Below are 219 nucleotides of genomic sequence, written 5' to 3'. Positions count from 1 at the left end.
ATATAGGGGATCATCAGCACCGGCCGGCCGCTTTCGAAGAGGAAGCTGTCGACGTCGACGTAGCTGTCGGAAGGTCTGGCCGGGTCGGCCTGTGAGGCGATCAAGAGGTCGGCGCTGCGCGCACTTTCGATCAGCGGTGCGGAGCCGTATCCGGTTGATGTGGCAAAGCTGCGCCACTCGGAGGAGGCGCCTGATGCCTCCGCTATCGCCCTGAAGATG

1 pseudogene is annotated in these 219 nt (G+C 63.5%); it reads right to left on the bottom strand.

The annotated features are described in order from the left end of the window. Positions 1 to 219 (bottom strand): annotated as a pseudogene (locus tag AF337_RS39215) (universal stress protein); the annotation flags it as partial.

Origin of the sequence: Rhizobium ecuadorense (genome assembly GCF_001187535.1) — a bacterium.
GTDB lineage: Bacteria > Pseudomonadota > Alphaproteobacteria > Rhizobiales > Rhizobiaceae > Rhizobium > Rhizobium ecuadorense.
This window is presented reverse-complemented; position numbering and strand designations above follow the sequence as displayed.